This is a genomic window from Streptomyces boluensis (assembly GCF_009908195.1).
GTDB lineage: Bacteria > Actinomycetota > Actinomycetes > Streptomycetales > Streptomycetaceae > Streptomyces > Streptomyces boluensis.
This window is the reverse complement of the sequence record NZ_JAAAHS010000204.1, coordinates 1-13,570: the sequence shown is the minus strand read 5'-3', so window position 1 is coordinate 13,570 and position 13,570 is coordinate 1. Positions and strand designations below refer to the sequence as shown.

Below are 13,570 nucleotides of genomic sequence, written 5' to 3'. Positions count from 1 at the left end.
CCCGAGGGCTGGACCGTGGTGCACGGGCCCGCCCCCTACGAGGAGTGCACGGCGGCCGTGGCGTGAGCACGCCGGAGGGCGCCCGGCGCCTGCTCCAGGAACCCGCGCCCGGCGCCGAGTTGTGGCTCGTCGACGCACGGCACCCGGGGGAGCCGGACGGGCGGGCGCTGCTCGACGCCGAGGAACGGGCCCGCGCGGAGCGGCTGCGGCGCCCTGCCGACCGGCGGCTCTACATCGCCGCGCATGTGCTGCTCCGCAGGCTCCTCGGCGCGCGTCTCGACCGCGACCCGGCCGGGATCCGCTACGTCCGCGAACCCTGCCCGGGGTGCGGCGCACCGCACGGCCGCCCCGCCGTTCCGGGCGCGCCCGTGCACTTCTCGCTCTCGCACTCCGGCGACCTGGCCCTGATCGCCCTCGCCGACCGGCCCGTCGGCGTCGACCTCGAAGCCCTCGCGGACCCGGCCCTCGTGAACGACGTGAGCCGCACCCTGCACCCACGCGAACGCGAGGAACTGACGTCACTGCCCGAGGGAACCTCCCGCGTCGAGGCGTTCACGCGCTGCTGGACCCGGAAGGAGGCGTACCTCAAGGGCACGGGTGAGGGCATCACCGGGGAGGGTCTTGTCGGCACCCTGGTCGGTACGGGCGAGGTGCCGGTGGCTCCGCCCGGCTGGACGTTGACCGATGTGCGGGTGGGAGAGGGGTACGCGGGGGCGTGCTCGGTGCGTACGGCCTGAACGTCAGCCCAGCAGCCCGACCAGCCCGTCAGCCAACTCCGTACGCCAGCAGAGCCAGTCGTGCCCGCCGTTGAACTCCCCGTACACCGAATCCTCGTAGCCCCGTTCCCGCAACGCGTCCCGCAGGCGGCGGCTGCCGGGCAGCAGGGCCCACTCCTGTTCGCCCGCGGACAGCCAGAAGCGGACCGGGAGGCGGGGCGAGTCACGGACCAGTTCCGTGATCAGTTCCGTGCCCTCCTCCGCGCCCGGCCACCAGAACGAACCCGACTGCGACAGGGCGTTGCCGAAGCGGTGCGGGGCGCGCAGGGCAGCGTAGGCCGCGGTGAGGCCGCCGAGGCTCTGGCCCGCGAGGACCGTGCGCGCCGGGTCGGACGTGACCGGCAGGCGGGCCGACGCCCACGGCAGCAGCTCGTCGGTGAGGAACTCAACGAAGCGGTCGTCGCAGCCCAGTTCCACCCAGCGGGTGTCCACGTCCAGGGCCTCAGGCAACAGCGCGACCAGTGGCGGGATACGGCCGTCCGCGATCAGGTTGTCGAGCAGTGTGGCCAGGCCGAGCTCGGGCTGCCAGGACTCGCCGTCGAAGAGTACGAGGACCGGCAGGTCGGCGCTGTCCGCCGGGGTGTGGCCGGGCGGCTCGTACACCCACACCCGGCGTTCGTTGCCGAGCGTCTCGCCGCGCACCTCGTGCACCGTCACCGTGCCGCCAGGCACATCGGCGCGTACCCGCCAGTCGTCGCCGCGCGGTGCCTCCGGCAGCTCCACGTAAGAGATCGGCTCGGCGCCCCAACGGCGGGGCAGTGACCGGGAGTTGAGCGGGTCGACCCGATGCTGTGCCCGCAGCCACCGCGCGTGCTCGGGCGTGCCCGCCGCCGGCCCGTCACCCTCGTCCACGCACAGGCTGTACGTGGCCCGCCAGTCCGGGCGCATCCGCAGCGACCAGTGCCACACATCGGTACCCGGCACCCGCGCCATCAGGTTGCCGGCGAGGTCGGCCGGGTCCACGACCTTGTTGGGCAGCGCGAGGACGGCGCGGGTCGCGGGGGAGCCGTGCCACAGGAACGTCACGACCAGCTGCCCGTCACCCGCCGGGTCCGGCTCGACGAGCGGCGCGCCCTCCTCGGCGACCGCCCGCCAGAACGCAGCCTCGTCGACCTCCCCCGCGGCGAGCGCCGCGACCCGCGGGCTCTCGCCCCGCTCCACCGGGTACGGCCGCGGGGTGCGCGGCGGCCGGGCGGGCGTGACGGACTCGGGCATGGGACGGCCTCCGGCCAACGGACGAGCAGGGGAAAGTAAGGTTCACCTTACCTGTCACACCGTGGAGGCCATCCGCCGTACCGCCTCCCGCAGCACCTCCGGCGACGTGGCGAGGTTGAGCCGTACATGTCCCGCGCCACCGGTCCCGAAGTCCCGGCCGTCGTTCAGGGCCACCCGGCCGTGCCGCAGGAAGTGCCCGGCCGGGTCGTCGCCCAGGCCGAGTTCCCGGCAGTCGAGCCACGCCAAGTACGTGGCCTCCGGGGCGATATGGCGGATTCCCGGCAGGTGCGCGTCGAGCAGTTCGGCGAGCAGTGACCGGTTCGCGTCCAGGCCGGTGAGCAGCGCGTCGAGCCACGCCCCGCCGTCCCGCAGCGCCGCGGCGTGCGCGATCACGCCGAGGTGGCTCGGCCCGTGGCTGACCTCCTCCGGCATCCGGGCCAGATCCGCCGCCGCCCCCGGCCCCGCGACCGCGAGCGCCGCCTTCAGGCCGGCCAGGTTCCAGGCCTTGGACGCCGACATCAGGGAGATGCCGCGCTCACCGCCCGGCACCGACAGGTACGGCACGAACTCCGCGCCCGGCAGTACCAGCGGCGCGTGGATCTCGTCGGCGACCACCCGCACCCCGCGCGCCTCCGAAAGCCGTGCCACGGCGGCGAGTTCGTCGCGGGTGTGGGCCACGCCCGTCGGGTTGTGCGGGTTGCAGAGCAGGAACGCGGCGCGCCGGCCGCCCCGCGTCGCCCGCTCCGCCGCCGCGTCCAGGGTGCCCGGATCGATCCGCCCCGCCGGGTCGAGCGGCGCCTCGACGACCCGCCGGTCCATGTGCTCGATGAAGGCGTAGAACGGCGGGTACACGGGCGAGTTGACGATCACCGCGTCCCCCGGCCCGGTCAGCAGCTTCAGCACCTCGACGATGCCCAGCATCACGTCCGGCACGATCGCCGTCCGCTCCGCCACCACGCCGTCCCACGCCCACCGCTCACGGGCGAAACCGTTCAGGGCCTCGGCGTACGCGGTGCCCGCCGGGTATCCCGTGTCGCCGACGGCCACCGCGTCGGCGAGCGCCCGCGCCACCGCGCCGGGCACCGGCACGTCCATCTCCGCCACCCAGAGCGGCAGTACGTCCGGCGGGTACGTACGCCACTTCATGCTCGTCCGGCGGCGCAGCTCGGTCAGGGTGAGCAGTTCGAGCGGATTGGGCTCGGGCTCACCGGCCCGCCGGGATCGTGCCGAGAGGGAAGTCATGGGCGGAGTATTCCCACGGGCGTCCGGGTCAGCACCGCGCCGGGGGGAGACGCCCCCTGTGCCCACGCACCCGGCTCAGGCGCGCGGCTCGCCGCGGTACGTGCCGAACGCCCACTGGTTGCCCTCCGGGTCGGTGATCGCGAACTCGCGGCTGCCGTACGGCTCGTCGGCGATCTCGCGCAGGATCCGCGCGCCCGAGTCCGGCGCGGCGAGCCGGGCGTACAGCGTGTCGACGTGCTCCGTGACGACGTACGCGCCGAACGTGCCGGGCCGCAGGGACCAGTCCTTGGCGTCCGGGTCGTACGAGCCGAGCATGACGCCGCCGCCGTCCGGCCAGTCGAGCTGCGCGTGCGCGACCCTGCCGTTGTCCTCGTACACGGCGGTGCGCAGGAAGCCGACGGTGTCCACCAGGAAGTCGATCAGGGCGGGCGCGTCCTCGGCCTGGAGCGTGGGCCACACCGTGGGCGCGGGGCGGCGGGCGTCGGTGCCGGGGTGCGGTGCGGGGTGGTCGGCAGAGCTCTGTGGAGTGTTCATGACTCTCAGCCTTCACCGTTCTGACGGCCCACGCGATCCGGCGCCTCGCTGCCCGATGTACCCGGGTCTGCGGCCGTTCACCCGGTCGATGTACCCTTCACCGGCGCGTCCGCAGCGGCAGGCGCGCACGGCAGATCGGATGTGGAGACGGAGGTGGTGCTGCGATGCGCGGCGAACCTCCCAGTCATCAGGCACGCGGCACCGATACCTGCCGGGCCACGGTCCCCGACCTGCGCTGAGCGCGCGACGGGGCTGGTACGGGCGGTGCCCGCGGTACGCCCACCCCTCACCGACCGTCCGCTGTACCCCTAGGACCAGGCATGCCGCACACCTCGCTGCCCCAAGAGCCGCGCCCCGAGCTCGACGAGCGTTCGCTGCAGGACCTCGTGCAGAACAACCAGCTGCACGCCGCCCTGGAGTGGCTGGAGAGCAACCCGCCGCACGTCGTCGCCGATGAGCTGGCCCGTACCGACGCGGTCACCGCGAGCATGGCGTTCCGGCTGCTCGACAAGGACCGCGCCCTGACCGTCTTCGAGGAGCTGGAGCCGGTCGACCAGCAGCAGATCCTGCAAGGTCTGCGCGACCAGAGCTTCCTCGAACTGGTCGAGGCGATGGACCCGGACGACCGGGCCCGGATGCTCCGCGAGGCCCCCGCCAAGGTCGCCAAGCGCGTGCTCGCCGGGCTCAGTTCGCACCAGCGCCGGATGACGGCCGCGCTGCTCGGCTACCCGGAAGGCTCCGTCGGCCGGTACATGACGCCCGAGGTGGTGGCGCTCGGCCAGGACCTCACCGTGGGGCAGGCCCTCGGCGTCGTCCTCGCCGAGGGCAACGAGGCGGAGACGGTCTACACGCTGCCCGTCGTCGACCACACCCGCCGCCTCACCGGCATCGTCGAGCTGCGCGAACTCGTCCTCAACCCGCCGGACACGCTCGTCTCCGCCCTGGTCGTCACCGAGCCCGCGTACGCGTACGCGGCCGACTCCGCCGAGCAGGCCGCCCGCCTGATGCGCGAGACCAACGACCTGAACCTGCCCGTCGTCGACAGCGAACAGCGTCTCGTCGGCCTGCTCACCATCGACGACGCCCTCGAAGTGATCGAGGCCGCAGACACCGAGGACGTCGCCCGGCAGGCCGGTGCCGCGCCCTGGGCCGGGCACTACATGGCCGCGTCCGTCTGGCAGTTGGCCCGCTACCGCGCCCTGTGGCTGAGCCTGCTCCTGGTCGCCGCGACCCTCACGGTCAGCGTCACGCAGGCCTTCGAGGGCACCCTCGAACAGGTCGCCCAACTCGCCGTGTTCATCCCCATGTTGATCGGCGCGGGCGGCAACGCGGGCGCCCAGGCCGCGACCGCCTGCGTACGCGCCCTCGCGGTCGGCGAGGTGCGCGGCTCCGACCTGCTGAAGGTGATCTGGCGCGAGTGCCGGGTCGGCCTGGTGCTCGGCGGGCTCCTCGCGGCGCTCGGCATGGTCGTCGGCACGCTGTTCGTGGGCGCGGACGTCGCCGTGGTCGTGGGCATCACCCTCGTCCTGATCTGCGGCTGGGCCGCGACCATCGGCGGCATGATGCCGCTGCTCGCCAAGCGCCTGAAGATCGACCCGGCCGTGGTGTCGGCACCGATGGTGACGACGCTCGTGGACGCGACGGGCCTGATCATCTACTTCCTCACGGCGAAGGCGGTCCTCGGGGTCTGATCCGATCCGGGACCGCCTGCGCCGAGGACTTCAGGTCCGCGCCGCGTGGCCGTTGGTCGCGGCGTCCGGCGCCTCCTCGACCGCGGTCGGCAGCGCCGGGGTGGCCTGGGCGGACTGGGTGGCCTGCTGGGCGGCCTGCTGGGTGGAGCGTTCGAGGAAGCGGAGGAGTTCCACCGGGAAGGGCAGGACCAGGGTGGAGTTCTTCTCCGCGGCGACCGCCACCACGGTCTGCAGGAGCCGGAGTTGGAGTGCGGCCGGTTCCTCCGCCATCTGATGGGCGGCCTCGGCGAGCTTCTTGGAGGCCTGGAGTTCGGCGTCGGCGTTGATGACGCGGGCGCGGCGCTCACGGTCGGCCTCGGCCTGCCGGGCCATGGAGCGCTTCATCGTCTCGGGCAGCGACACGTCCTTGATCTCGACCCGGTCGATCTGCACGCCCCAGCCGACGGCCGGGCTGTCGATCATCAGCTCCAGGCCCTGGTTGAGCTTCTCGCGGTTGGACAGCAGGTCGTCCAGGTCGCTCTTGCCGATGATGGACCGCAGCGATGTCTGCGCCATCTGGGAGACGGCGAAGCGGTAGTCCTCCACATTGACGACCGCCTTGTCGGCCTCGACGACCTTGAAGTACACGACCGCGTCCACGCACACGGTGACGTTGTCGCGGGTGATGCCCTCCTGGGCCGGTACGGGCATCGTGATGATCTGCATGTTCACTTTGCGGAGCCGGTCCACGCCCGGCACGATCATCGTGAACCCGGGCTGCCGCACCTCGCTGCGCAGCCGCCCGAGGCGCAGGACCACACCCCGTTCGTACTGCTTGACGACGCGCGCGGCCGCCATCACATAGAGGACCGCGGCGGATCCGGCCATCCCGACCGCGACCAGCAGTTCCTGGACCATGGCGACCCCCTTTTGTCCCGAGTCGCTGGTAATACCAAGGTAGGGCGGTTATGTCCCCAGGTCGATAGCCGGAGGGAACGGGAGCGGTCCGGACGGCCAGGACGGCCCGGCCGGTCGCGGGCGGTCTTACCGATCGGTGACGTGGTGGCGCGGTCCGGTCGCGGTCCGCGTCCGGAGGCCTAGCGTGCGGGCATGCGCGTACTGGTCACCGGCTCGGCCGGGTTCATCGGGTCCCATGTCGTCGAGGCGCTCACCGCGCACGGGCACGAGCCCGTGCCGTTCGACCTGCGGACGGAGCCGGGCGCCGACGTGCGTGACGCGGACGCCGTCCGCAGGGCGCTGCACGGGGTCGACGCCGTCTCCCACCAGGCCGCGATGGTCGGCCTCGGCACCGACTTCGGGGACACCCCCGACTATGTGGCGCACAACGACCTCGGCACCGCCGTCCTGCTCACCGCCATGGCGACGGCCGGGGTGCGGCGCCTCGTGCTCGCGGGCTCGATGGTCGTGTACGGGGAGGGCCGTTACGACTGCGCCGAGCACGGCACCGTACGGCCGGGGCCCCGTGGCGCGGCCGACCTGGCGGCCGGACGGTTCGAGCCGAGGTGCCCGGTGTGCGGGGCGTGGCTCGCACCGGGACTCGTCACCGAGGACGCCCCGGTCGACCCGCGCAACGTCTACGCCGCGACCAAGACCGCGCAGGAGCACCTGGCGGCGGCCTGGGCGCGGGACACCGGCGGCTCGGCCGTGTCGCTGCGCTACCACAACGTGTACGGGCCCCGGATGCCGCGCGACACCCCGTACGCGGGAGTGGCGTCGTTCTTCCGCTCGGCCCTGGACCGGGGCGAGGCCCCGCGGGTGTTCGAGGACGGGGCGCAGCGGCGGGACTTCGTGCACGTACGCGATGTGGCGGCCGCGAATGTCGCGGCCCTCGATGCGGACCCGGCCGAGGGGGCGCTGACCGCGTACAACACGGGCAGCGGTGAGCCGCACACCGTCGGCGAGCTCGCGGCGGAGCTGGCGAGCGCGAGCGGCGGCCCCGCGCCACGGGTCACGGGGGAGTACCGGCTCGGGGACGTACGGCACATCACCGCGGACCCGTCCCGGCTGCGGGCGGACCTGGGCTGGAAGGCCGAGGTCGGATTCGCGGCGGGGGTACGGGAGTTCGCGCGGGAGGAGTGACAGCCGCGCCCCCGCCACCCCGGTACCCAGGCGCCTTACGCCTCCGCCGTCGGCAGGGTCACCTCGAAGCGGCAGCCGCCGGTGACGTTGCGGACGGCGGCGCGGCCTTGGTGGGCCTCGACGATGCCGCGCACGATGGCCAGGCCGAGACCGGCGCCCGCGGGCGGGGTGCGGGCATGGGTGCCGCGCCAGCCGGTGTCGAAGACGCGCGGCAGGTCCTGTACGGGGATGCCGCCGCAGCCGTCGGACACGGACAGGACGACCGCCCGTGCCCGGCGTTCCACGGCGACCTCGACGGTGCCGTCGGCCGGGGTGCGGCGGATCGCGTTGACGAGGAGGTTGCCGAGGACGCGGCTCATCTCCTTGCCGTCCACCTCGACGGGCACGGCCTCGACCCGGCCGCCCACCAGGTGTACGCCGTGCTCGTGGGCGAGCGGGGCGGCCCCCGCGAGCGCGTCGCCGACGAGGTCGTACAGGGAGATCCGGGCGAGGGACAGCGTCAGCGCGCCCGCGTGGATGCGGGACAGCTCGAAGAGGTCGCCCACCATGTCGTTGAGCCGCCCGACCTCGGTACGCATCTGCCGGAAGTAGCGCTCCGGGTCGGCGGCGACGCCGTCCTCCAGGGCCTCCGTCATGGCCCGCAGTCCGGCGAGCGGGGTGCGCAGGTCGTGGGAGATCCAGGCGACGAGTTCCCGCCGGGACTCCTCCAGGGCCCGCTCGCGGTCGCGGGACGCGGCGAGGCGGGCGCCGGTGGCCGCCAACTCCCGGCTGAGCGCGGCCAGTTCGTCGGGTGCCGCGCCGGCCGGTGCGGTGAAGGCGCCGCCCTCGCCGAAGGTACGGGCGGCCCGCTTTTTTCAGGTCGCGGCTGCGGGCGACGACCCAGCGGCCCAGGAGCAGCGCCGTGGCGAGCGAGACCACGGCGGCCATCGCGACCACGGTCGTGACGACGGTCAGGTCGTGCGGTGACAGGAACATCGCCCAGGCCACGGCGAGGGTCCCGGCGAGCATCGCGGTGACGGCGACGACGGAGACCACGGCGAGGGACACCGTCAGGGAGCGGTGGCGCAGCAGCCGGAGCGCCACGGCGCCGAGCAGCCCGGCCGCACCGGCTCCGCACAGGGCGAACAGGGCGATGAGGAGGAGCTCGCGCACGGTCAGACCTCGCCGTCGGCGGACGCGGGGCCGAGGGTGCCCTTGAGGTCCGGGCCCTCGCCGGGGGCGCCCTCGTCGGGTTCGAAGCGGTAGCCCACGCCCCACACGGTGCGGATGAACCGGGGCTTCGCCGGGTCGTCCTCGATCTTGCCGCGCAACCGGCGGACGTGGACGGTGACCGTCGACAGGTCGCCGAAGTCCCAGCCCCACACCTCGCGCATCAGGTCCTCGCGGCTGTGCGCCTGTCCTGGGGTGCGCAGGAAGTGCGCGAGCAGGTCGAACTCCCGCAGGGTGAGGGCGAGTTCGGCGCCGTCCTTCCTGGCGCGGCGCCAGGCCGGGTCGACCCTGAGCCCACCCGCGGCGGCCGGACGCAGCCCCGTGTCCGGGCGTGCGCGGCGCAGCACCGACGCGACGCGCAGCACCAGTTCGCGCGGGCTGAACGGTTTGGTGACGTAGTCGTCGGCGCCCACTTCGAGGCCCAGGACGCGGTCGTCCTCGTCGCCCCTCGCGGTGAGCATGACCACCGGGACGGGCCCCTGTTCACGCAGACGGCGGCACACCTCGAGACCGTCCATGCCGGGCAGCATCAGGTCGAGCACCACCAGGTCGGGGCGGCGCGCGGCGGCCCGCGCCAGCGCGGTGGGGCCGTCGGCGGCGCGGTCGACGGCGTACCCGGCCCGGTCGAGATACCCGGCGACGACCTCGGCGACCGTGGGGTCGTCGTCGACCACCAGGACCCGGCCCCGCGCGCCCTGGCCTGCTGTGGGGTCCGGCGTGACCCGGCCCGCCGTGCCCTGCGGCCCGGCCCGGCCGGTGTCCGTGCCCGGCGCCCGTTCGTACGGCTGCTGCTCCATGGCCACAGCCTCGCACCGTGGACTTCGCCGTGGCGGCCGCGGTGCGCCGGGGGCGCTCGATGTCCGACTTCCGTAAGGACCGGCCATCCGAAATGCCGGAGTTGTCTTCGTAGGGTGAATGACGTGACGACCTCTCCCCCTTCCCCCGATTGTGGACCTGCTTCCCCCGATGTGGACCTGGTCCTGCCCTGTCTGAACGAGGCCGCGGCGCTGCCCTGGGTGCTCGGACGGGTCCCGGCCGGCTGGCGCGCCCTCGTGGTGGACAACGGTTCCACCGACGGCTCGGCGGACCTCGCCCGCTCCCTGGGCGCCACCGTGGTCCACGAGTCCCGGCGCGGCTTCGGCGCCGCCTGCCACGCGGGCCTCGCCGCCGCCACCGCCGACGTCGTGTGTTTCTGCGACTGCGACGCCTCGCTCGACCCGGCGCTGCTCGTACCGTTCGTCCGCGAAGTACGCGCCGGGCAGGCCGACTTGGTGCTCGGCCGTCGACGGCCACAGGGCCGGGGCGCCTGGCCCGCGCACGCCCGGCTCGGCAACGTCGCCCTCGCCGGGATGCTGCGTCGCCGCACCGGGCTCCGGCTGCGCGACCTCGGCCCGCTGCGGGCCGCCCGCCGTGAGCCGCTGCTCGCCCTCGGCCTCACCGACCGGCGCAGCGGCTACCCGCTGCAGATGGTGGTGCGCGCCGCCGACGCGGGCTGGCGCGTCACCGAACACGACGTGCCGTACCGTCCGCGCACCGGCGCCTCCAAGGTCACCGGCACCTGGCGCGGCACCTGGCAGGCGGTACGGGACATGCGCCAGGTCCTCGCGGAGCCGCCTTCCGCGGCCGGGACCCGTAACGGCGACGGGGCGGGCCGCCGATGACCACCCTGCTCGTGATCGCCAAGGAACCGCTGCCGGGCCGGGTCAAGACCCGGCTCACCCCGCCGTACACACCCCGGCAGGCCGCCCGTCTCGCCGAGGCCGCGCTCGCCGACACCCTCGACGCCGTCGCCGCGACCCCGGCCGACCGTCGCGTCCTCGTCCTCGACGGCCGACCGGGACCCTGGCTCCCGCCCGGCTTCGAGGTCGTCCCGCAGTGCGGCGGCGGACTCGACGCACGCCTCGCCGACGCCTTCGCCGGCTGCTCGGGGCCCACGCTCCTCATCGGCATGGACACCCCGCAGGTCACCCCCGAGCTACTGACCTTCGAACCGGCGGGCTGCGACGCGGTGTTCGGGCCCGCGGCCGACGGCGGCTTCTGGGCACTCGGCCTGGCCGAACCCGACCCCGAACTCCTCCGGGGCGTACCCATGTCGACGGCCGTGACCGGCGCCGTACAGCGCGCCCGGCTCGTCGCCGCGGGCCTGCGCGTACGCGACCTGCCCCGGCTGCGGGACGTCGACACCGCGGCCGACGCTGCCGCGGTCGCCGCCCTCGTACCGCACGGCAGGTTCGCCGCCGAAGTGGCCCGCCACACGCCGGACGTGGCCGGACGCCGTGCCGGGCGGGTCCGATGAGCACGGTGCGCGGGCGGCGGCCCGACGGGGCGGCGCAGCACCCCTGGTCCACGGACCCGTACGCCGACGCGCTGCGCGCGGGACGCGGCCCACTCTTCCTGCGCCGCCCGGACGGCCGGCTGCTTCCCCTGGACGTGGAGCGGTGGTGCGCGGCCGCCGACGAGGTGGACCTCGGACTGCTCGCCCGCTGCGAGGGCGCCGTGCTCGACGTGGGGTGCGGACCGGGGCGCCTGGTGGCGGAGCTCGCCGCGCGGGGCATGGCCGCGCTCGGCATCGATGTCAGCGAGGCGGCCGTCGCCCGCACGGCTCGGCTCGGCGGCGCCGCGCTCGTCCGCTCCGTCTTCGGTCCGCTGCCCGCCGAGGGCCGCTGGGGCACGGTGCTGCTCGTCGACGGGAACCTCGGCATCGGCGGGGACGTACGCGCCCTGCTCGACCGTACGGCCCAACTCCTCGTGCCCGGAGGGCTGTTGATGGCCGAGGCCGTCCCGCAGGACGTGGACGAGAGCGTGCATGTGCACCTGGTCCGTGGCCTCGACGTCAGTGGCGGAGACATCCGTGGCGTCGACGTGCCCGCCGCGTTCCCGTGGGCGCGGACCGGCACACCGGCGCTGCTGCGCCGCGCCCGCGCGGGCGGCTGGCGGGCCGTGGATCAGTGGTCGGTCGGCGGCCGCTGCTTCGTCGCCCTGCGCAGCCGCACCGCGAGAACGAGCGCCGACGCTCCGAACAGCGCGGCCGTCACGAGCAGCCAGCGGGCCAGGAAGTCGTCGCCCGGCAGACCGGTCGAGCCCCGGTAGGCGTCCGCCACCTGCCCGCTGATCAGCGGGAACCACAGGAGCAGCAGCAGGCCGGACACGAGGGCGGGCCCGCGCACGTACGGCAGCCACGCCCGCCGCCCGCCGCCGGAGAGCCGTACGAGCGCGCGGTCCAGGGTCGAGTACAGCGGCACGAGCACCAGGTCGTGCAGCAGCGCCGAGCCGACGAACCACAGGGTCACTCCGAGCCAGTCGCCGTCGAGCAGCCGGACCCCCGCGTACCCGGCGAGCGCGAACGAGCAGGCGAGCAGCAGGATCTGGAACGGGCTGCCCACGGGGAGCCGGAAGCGCGCGGCGAGCGTGCGCGACACGGAGCGGCGCGGGGCGGGTCCGTCGGGCTGTGGGCGGGCGTCGTCCATCACAGGTCTCCGAACGTCAGCCTGGCCACCCACTTGGTGTTGAGCACCCCGGGCGCCGCGGGCACGATGATCCGCGCGGGGCGCCCGTGATCGGCGCTCAGCGGCTCGCCGTTGACGTCCAGGGCGAGCAGCGAGCGCGGGTCGCCCACCTGGTTCGCACGCAGCGCCGCCCGCCGGAACGCGCCGCGCCGCTGCAACGACTCCACCAGCACGTCCACCGGTTCGTCGGGCCCGACGAGCGCCGCCAGGTCCCGCAGCCGCACGCCCCGCCACCACTGGTCGGACGTGGACCAGCCCTCCACGCACGCGATCGGCAACGCCGCGCTGTGCTGCGGGAGTTGACGGAGTCCGGCGAGGTCGAGGCGTACGGTGCCGCCGCGTCCGGTGACAGTGAGGTGCCAGGTGTCGGGGCTCGACTCGCGCGGGTCGATGCTCACGTACGCCGCCGTCTTGTTGATCTGGAAGCCCTGCGGTCCTTCGCCCGGTTCGGGGCCGCCGTGCGGGGTGAGTACGGCGGTCTGCCGCAGCGGTCCGTCGAAGCTGCGCCCCGCCGAGGTCACGAACAGCGCGGCGGACGAACCGCCGACCAGCCGCAGCGCGCCGCGCCGCGACACGGTGGGCGGCGCGGGGGACGGGGCGGTCAACCCGTCGGCCTCCACGTCGTCTTGGGGCGGGCGCCGCAGGCCCCGCAGGTTCCGTACCGCGGCCGGTGCCTTGAGCAGCACATGGGCGAGGAACGCGGCGAAGAACACCCACGCCCCGTAGAAGTGCAGCGGGTAGAAGGAGCCGGGGAACACGTAGTCCAGCTGCACGTTCAGGACGCCCGTGACGAACTCGAAGAGGACGCCGCCCACCAGGAGCAGCAGCGAGAGCCGCTCAAGGGCGTGCGCGAGCGAGCGTGCGGGCGGCAGCGCGAACAGCTTCGGCACCACCGACCACAACTTGGCGAGCAGCACCGGCACCAGCGTGATGCCGAGGGTGACGTGCACGCCCTGGGTGAGCCGGTACAGCCAGTGCGGTCCGGTCGGCCACGCGAACAGATAGAAGCCGAGCAGGCCCTTGTCGGGCGTCTTGTCGTTCACGCCCGGGGACAGATCGGGGTTGTACGCGGCGTACGAGAGCAGCCCCGTAACGAACAGCACGGTGATCCCGGCGAGCAGGACCACACCGAGCAGCGAGGTGAACCAGGGGCCGCGCAGCGGGCTGCGCCAGAACTCCGGGGAGGAGGGGATCCGGACCATGCTCCGACGGTAGGCCGGAAGGGTCGGCCGACCGGCGAAGCAACGGTGACGAAACGCTGACGTCGTGCCCGGTGACCGCCCGACCGGCCGCCGCCCGGCCTAGCGTTCCCCCGTGC

12 protein-coding genes and 1 pseudogene are annotated in these 13,570 nt (G+C 74.2%); 6 read left to right on the top strand and 7 right to left on the bottom strand.

All coding sequences use genetic code 11. The features are described 5' to 3' along the window. The coding region (locus GUY60_RS23225; RefSeq protein WP_312866395.1) for a 4'-phosphopantetheinyl transferase family protein at positions 1-737 on the top strand (737 nt) is incomplete at its 5' end. 3 nt (positions 738-740) lie between these two features. Here the strand turns inward: GUY60_RS23225 and fes are convergent. The 3 genes from fes to GUY60_RS23210 all read right to left on the bottom strand — a co-directional run bounded on the left by fes (position 741) and on the right by GUY60_RS23210 (position 3,767). After that, positions 741-1,991, bottom strand: a complete 1,251-nt coding sequence (fes, locus tag GUY60_RS23220) for an enterochelin esterase (RefSeq protein ID WP_161700922.1) — start codon at positions 1,989-1,991, stop codon at positions 741-743. Between the two features lie 54 nt (positions 1,992-2,045). Continuing rightward, positions 2,046-3,233 (bottom strand): MalY/PatB family protein, encoded by a 1,188-nt coding sequence (locus GUY60_RS23215; protein WP_161700920.1) that lies wholly within the window; start codon positions 3,231-3,233, stop codon positions 2,046-2,048. Between the two features lie 75 nt (positions 3,234-3,308). Beyond that, on the bottom strand, positions 3,309-3,767 hold the full coding sequence (locus tag GUY60_RS23210; protein WP_161700918.1) for a VOC family protein: 459 nt from the start codon (positions 3,765-3,767) through the stop codon (positions 3,309-3,311). Between the two features lie 320 nt (positions 3,768-4,087). Here GUY60_RS23210 and mgtE point away from each other — a divergent pair, with 320 nt between their 5' ends. Next, positions 4,088-5,458 carry a magnesium transporter gene (gene mgtE, locus GUY60_RS23205; RefSeq protein ID WP_161700916.1) on the top strand — a complete coding sequence of 457 codons (1,371 nt, stop codon included), beginning with the start codon at positions 4,088-4,090 and terminating at the stop codon, positions 5,456-5,458. A 30-nt stretch (positions 5,459-5,488) separates the two neighbouring features. Here mgtE and GUY60_RS23200 read toward each other — a convergent pair whose 3' ends face one another. Next, entirely contained in the window at positions 5,489-6,355 is an 867-nt protein-coding gene (locus GUY60_RS23200) for a slipin family protein (protein ID WP_161700913.1), read from the bottom strand. A 192-nt stretch (positions 6,356-6,547) separates the two neighbouring features. Here GUY60_RS23200 and GUY60_RS23195 point away from each other — a divergent pair, with 192 nt between their 5' ends. Continuing rightward, positions 6,548-7,537: an NAD-dependent epimerase/dehydratase family protein gene (locus GUY60_RS23195; protein ID WP_161700911.1), complete on the top strand. Its 990-nt coding sequence runs from the start codon at positions 6,548-6,550 to the stop codon at positions 7,535-7,537. A 35-nt stretch (positions 7,538-7,572) separates the two neighbouring features. On the opposite strand, the pseudogene GUY60_RS23190 reads toward GUY60_RS23195, so the two are convergent. Together GUY60_RS23190 and GUY60_RS23185 are read right to left on the bottom strand one after the other, a co-directional pair. Beyond that, positions 7,573-8,689 (bottom strand): annotated as a pseudogene (locus GUY60_RS23190) (sensor histidine kinase). Between the two features lie 2 nt (positions 8,690-8,691). Then, positions 8,692-9,543 carry a response regulator transcription factor gene (locus GUY60_RS23185; protein ID WP_161700909.1) on the bottom strand — a complete coding sequence of 284 codons (852 nt, stop codon included), beginning with the start codon at positions 9,541-9,543 and terminating at the stop codon, positions 8,692-8,694. Positions 9,544-9,657: 114 nt separating this feature from the next. Between GUY60_RS23185 and GUY60_RS23180 the strand changes: the two genes are divergently transcribed. Genes GUY60_RS23180 through GUY60_RS23170 form a run of 3 tightly spaced genes read left to right on the top strand, consistent with a single transcriptional unit; the run spans position 9,658 to position 11,836 of the window. Then, a complete protein-coding gene (locus GUY60_RS23180) occupies positions 9,658-10,407 on the top strand; it encodes a glycosyltransferase family 2 protein (RefSeq protein WP_187370105.1) in 750 nt (249 codons plus the stop codon). After that, positions 10,404-11,042 (top strand): TIGR04282 family arsenosugar biosynthesis glycosyltransferase, encoded by a 639-nt coding sequence (locus GUY60_RS23175; RefSeq protein ID WP_161700905.1) that lies wholly within the window; start codon positions 10,404-10,406, stop codon positions 11,040-11,042. The genes GUY60_RS23180 and GUY60_RS23175 overlap by 4 nt, the downstream gene beginning before the upstream one ends. Next, positions 11,039-11,836, top strand: a complete 798-nt coding sequence (locus tag GUY60_RS23170; RefSeq protein WP_161700904.1) for a methyltransferase domain-containing protein — start codon at positions 11,039-11,041, stop codon at positions 11,834-11,836. Before GUY60_RS23175 ends, GUY60_RS23170 begins: the two co-directional genes overlap by 4 nt. Positions 11,837-12,212: 376 nt before the next feature. On the opposite strand, the gene GUY60_RS23165 is transcribed toward GUY60_RS23170, so the two are convergent. Beyond that, positions 12,213-13,454, bottom strand: coding sequence for a molybdopterin-dependent oxidoreductase (locus tag GUY60_RS23165; protein ID WP_161700902.1), 1,242 nt, complete (start codon positions 13,452-13,454; stop codon positions 12,213-12,215). Positions 13,455-13,570 lie beyond the last annotated feature (116 nt).